We start from the raw sequence: 4,607 nt of genomic DNA, 5'->3' as shown, positions 1-4,607 counted from the left end.
ATTCCCAAATGCGTTTAACCGCTATGGGATAGAGAGGTGCGTAGTTCACCCAAGGAGAATCAATCTCTCGAAGTAAAAGTGAAAGGAATTTCTGAAATGGAATTCAGTCTGTCTATATTTGACTATACTTTTACTAACTATCTCCAATGGTTTGCTCAAGGATTACTCAGGATACTGACCCGGACTTTTTCACCATTTTGCAAAGGTTTACTACTATTAACGACGAAACGCTCCCCCGGTTCGAGTCCAGTGATAATTTCTACTTGACCGTCAAGCGCTTGACCGAGACGAACGGGACGTTTTTCTACTTGCGAGTTAGACTCGGAAAGGACGAAAATGGCCGAGGATTCCCCCTGACCGACAATTGCCGTTTCGGGAACAATCACCTGAGGGGCAGAATTATTATTAAACCGTACCCGGGCCAATAATCCCCCTTTGATTAAACCATCCCCATTGGGTAGAGCAATCTCCACGGGAATCCGCCGGGCCGTGCCTTGGCTCAGGGGAAAAATCCTGGTGATGCGACCGGAAAAATTTCTCTCACCGAAAGCATCAAGGCTGACATTAACCTTTTGTCCTAAATTAATCGTTTTTAAATCCAATTCCGATAACAATACTACCACCTTGACCTGTTGAAAATCGCCAATTTTGAGGACTTCATCGCCGATACTGACTAAATCCCCCGGCTCTTTCAGTTTTTCGATAACTATCCCCGTCGCTGGTGATTTAAGAATAGCGTAGGCCTGACGTTGTTGTTCCTGAGCGATGACCGATTTTTGGGCGGCAATTCTCCCGATAATTGCCGCCACTACCTGCTCCTCGACTTTAATTCTTGATCGCCCGCTATTAACGGCTTTTAAAGCTACTGCCGCCGTGGTTTGGGCTGTTTCGCCCTGTTGCAGGGGAATCGCCCCTTCTAGGGCTAATTTTTGCAGGCGCTCGGCATCATTTTTGGTCTGTTGGTATTGTAGTTGTAGGCGCTCCACTTCAATTTCAGCGTTACTGACTTCAATTCTCGCCCGGGCTAATTCCGCTTCTAGGGCCGACAAGGCGGCTTTTTCTTGCAGGACAACGGTGGCGAGGAGACGATCATCAACACGGGCGAGGATTTGCCCTAATTGCACCTCATCTCCCACATCGACGAGGAGATTGAGTAACTGACCCGTGGCTTGCGATCGCAGAGAAACGACTTTTAAAGGTCGGGTGGTTCCTGTGTAATCGAGATTGCGTTCGATGGTTGCCGGTTTAGCCCTGGTGACGTTGACGGTAGTAGTACGGGCCGCCGGTGGCGGTGGTTGGGTTTCGGTCTGGGGAGAACAACTCGCGCTTAAGGATAAGATAACCAGAGCGGAAAGGATAATCGGAGTCGATCCCATGGCGATCATCTTGGTAGAAAGCGGCTTTTGAGTCGATGGTCGCTTATTCCTCGTCCCAAGCTTCTACCGCTACCACTTCGCTGAGAGGGTCTTGCATGGAGAAACCGAAATCGAGCAACTCTTGCTTCCAGTATCCCCACTCATCTCCGTATAAAAGAGCCAGTTTCCAGATACTATCGCTAGGTTTGACTACTTTTGCATCTATCCACTTGCTAACCTTGCGTTGAAACTTCACCATCGGGTGAGCTACAGCTTGTTTGGTCATAAATTCAATTGCTATGAAAACTTCGGATTTTGCGCTTCCAGGCTAAACTAACTCAAGACTAAGACTTTTGCCATTACAAAGGAGCGAGAAGCGCGTTTATTAACTTACTTGTACACCAGATCTCTGGTTTTAGGCAAGTCTTTTTAACCAAAAGTACGGTAATTACTACTATAGATTAGTATAACTGGAGGCCACAATCATGGAACCGATGCCTTGATCGGTGAAAATTTCCAGTAAAAGGGCGTGGGGAAGACGACCATCGATAATATGAGCAGCCTGAACTCCCTGGGCCAGCGATCGCACGCAGCAGCCAACTTTGGGAATCATCCCGCCGGCAACGATGCCTTTTTGAATCAACTCCCGGGCCTGTTGGATATCTAATTTAGCCAATAAAGTGGAAGGATCCTTGTAATTCTCTAAAATTCCGGCTGTATCGGTCATCAAAATCAGTTTAGCTGCCCCTAAAGCCGCCGCTATTTCTCCGGCTACCGTATCGGCATTGATATTATGAGCTTGGCCGGTTTCATCGGCGGCCACACTGGAAATCACGGGAATATAGCCACTATTGACCAAGGATTCGACGACGCTAGTATCGACACTGCTGACTTCTCCAACAAAACCAATGCCCTCTTTACCCACGGGACGAGCAGTGATCAGATTGCCATCCTTACCGCATAATCCTACCGCTTTACCGCCGGCTTGATTGATCAGGGCAACAATTTCTTTATTGACGCGTCCCACCAGCACCATTTCTACCACATCCATGGTGTCGGCATCGGTGACGCGTAAACCGTCTTTAAATTGGGGTTCAATGCCTAATTTATCCAGCCAACTATTGATTTCTGGACCGCCGCCGTGGACAATAACGGGACGAACCCCCACACAGGAGAGAAAAACGATATCTCGCATGACCGTGTCTTTGATATCGCTGTTATTCATGGCCGCACCACCGTATTTAACCACTACGGTACGACCGCGAAATTCTTGTATATAGGGTAGGGCCTCGCTGAGGATTTTCACCCGTTGGGCATCGTTTTCCTGGATATTATTATTCATGGGTTTTTTTACTCGTCTGATTCAGTGATCAGTTTAGCGGTTTCAGGTTTGACAAAAACTGTTCACCTTGAACGGATTTCTAGAAAGTCCTAGAGTTGCCGAATTTTTCGACGCAACGGACAAAAATCTCGACTCCCATCGCTAACACCGATTCATCAAAATCAAAGCGGGGATGATGGTGGGGATAGGCTAATCCTAATTCGGGATTGGCAGACCCCAAGAAGAAATAACAGCCTGGTACTTCCTGTAAAAAGAAGGACATATCTTCCCCTCCCATGGTTTGACATTCGGGAACGATTCCGGCCGGGGTTTCCACCACTTGTGCGGCGATTGAGCGCACTAATTCCGCCATCTGATCATGATTGATTACCGGGGGATACAATTGCCAGTAATCGAATTGATAACTAGCCCCCTGACTTTGGCAGATGCCCGCAATAATTTCTGCCATCCGTTGTCGGAAATAGCCCCCTAACTGGGGATTGAAATAGCGCACCGTCCCACTGAGATTAGCACTATCGGCGATCACGTTTCTAGCGGTTCCCGCCGCTAATTTGCCCACAGTCACCACGGCAGCATCGAGGGGGTTGAGGTTGCGGGCGACGATGGTTTGCAAGGCGTTGACGATTTGGGCCGCCACCAGTAGTGAATCGACGGTTTGATGGGGAATTGCCCCGTGGCCGCCCCGGCCTTGAATCTGGAGATCGAAACATTCCACCGCCGCCATTAAGGGACCATTTTTCACGCCCACTGTCCCTAAAGGCAGATTATTCCAGAGATGCAGCCCGATAATTCCGTCCACGTCGGGATTTTTCAGCACTCCCGCTTCGATCATCGGTTTCGCCCCCCCCGGCCCCTCTTCGGCGGGTTGGAAAATAATTTTTACTGTACCCTTGACATCGTGACGGTTTTGTGCTATGTAAACTGCCGTGCCGAGGGCGATCGCTGTGTGGCCATCGTGACCACAGGCGTGCATTTGGCCCGGATGTTGGGAACGATAGGGGACTTGGTTTTCTTCGGCGATCGGTAGTGCATCCATATCGGCCCGCAGGGCTAAAACTGGCCCCGGTTGACTGCCTTCGATGGTGGCGACAATTCCGGTGCCGGCGATGCCGGTTTGATGCTCAATTCCGTATTTAGTCAGGGTTTGACTGATTAAGGAGGCGGTGAGATGTTCTTGAAAGCCTAGTTCTGGTTTTTGGTGTATTTGTCGGCGCCAGTGGACTAATTGCGGCTGCAGGCAACGAATGGCAAGGCGAATTTGAGGGCAATTTAAGCTATTAGGAACGGGAAAGGAGGAAATCATCGGGTTCGGACGGCTAGATTTTTTGAGCACCGATTTCTAGTTTAACGTCGGTCGTCGGTCGTTGGTCGTCGGTCGTCGGTCGTCGGTCGTCAGGAGACAGGAGTCGGTCGTCAGGAGACAGGAGACAGGAGACAGGAGACAGGAGACAGGAGACAGGAGACAGGAGACAGGAGACAGGAGACAGGAGACAGGAGTCGGTCGTCAGGAGACAGGAGACAGGATTCAGGAGATTGCCTTTATTTATTCTCCCTTCTCCCCACACCCTACACCCCACACCCCACACCCCACACCCCACACCCCACACCCCACACCCCACACCCTACACCCCACACCCCACACCCCACACCCCACACCCCACACCCCACACCCCACACCCCACACCCCACACCCTACTCCCTACTCCCTTCTCCCCACACCCCACACCCCACACCCCACACCCCACACCCCACACCCTACTCCCTACTCCCTACTCCCTACTCCCTTCTCCCCACACCCCACACCCCACACCCCACACCCTACTCCCTACTCCCTACTCCCTACTCCCTACTCCCTACTCCCCACACCCCACACCCTACTCCCTACTCCCTTCTCCCCACACCCCACACCC

At 50.8% G+C, this 4,607-nt stretch carries 4 protein-coding genes; all 4 read right to left on the bottom strand.

The genetic code is table 11. The features are described from left to right. Positions 1–155: 155 nt before the first annotated feature. Positions 156–1,376: an efflux RND transporter periplasmic adaptor subunit gene (locus tag O9295_RS06100; protein WP_288032340.1), complete on the bottom strand. Its 1,221-nt coding sequence runs from the start codon at positions 1,374–1,376 to the stop codon at positions 156–158. A 43-nt stretch (positions 1,377–1,419) separates the two neighbouring features. Continuing rightward, positions 1,420–1,641, bottom strand: a complete 222-nt coding sequence (locus O9295_RS06095; RefSeq protein ID WP_002759020.1) for a DUF4327 family protein — start codon at positions 1,639–1,641, stop codon at positions 1,420–1,422. A 168-nt stretch (positions 1,642–1,809) separates the two neighbouring features. Further along, the gene (gene argB / locus O9295_RS06090; RefSeq protein WP_190722400.1) at positions 1,810–2,697 is read right to left on the bottom strand and encodes an acetylglutamate kinase; all 888 of its coding nucleotides are present in this window, start codon (positions 2,695–2,697) and stop codon (positions 1,810–1,812) included. A 79-nt stretch (positions 2,698–2,776) separates the two neighbouring features. Further along, positions 2,777–4,000 carry a M20 family metallopeptidase gene (locus tag O9295_RS06085; RefSeq protein WP_288032342.1) on the bottom strand — a complete coding sequence of 408 codons (1,224 nt, stop codon included), beginning with the start codon at positions 3,998–4,000 and terminating at the stop codon, positions 2,777–2,779. Positions 4,001–4,607 lie beyond the last annotated feature (607 nt).

Origin of the sequence: Microcystis sp. LE18-22.4A (genome assembly GCF_027531105.1) — a bacterium.
GTDB classification, from domain to species: Bacteria; Cyanobacteriota; Cyanobacteriia; order Cyanobacteriales; family Microcystaceae; genus Microcystis; species Microcystis aeruginosa.
This window is presented reverse-complemented; position numbering and strand designations above follow the sequence as displayed.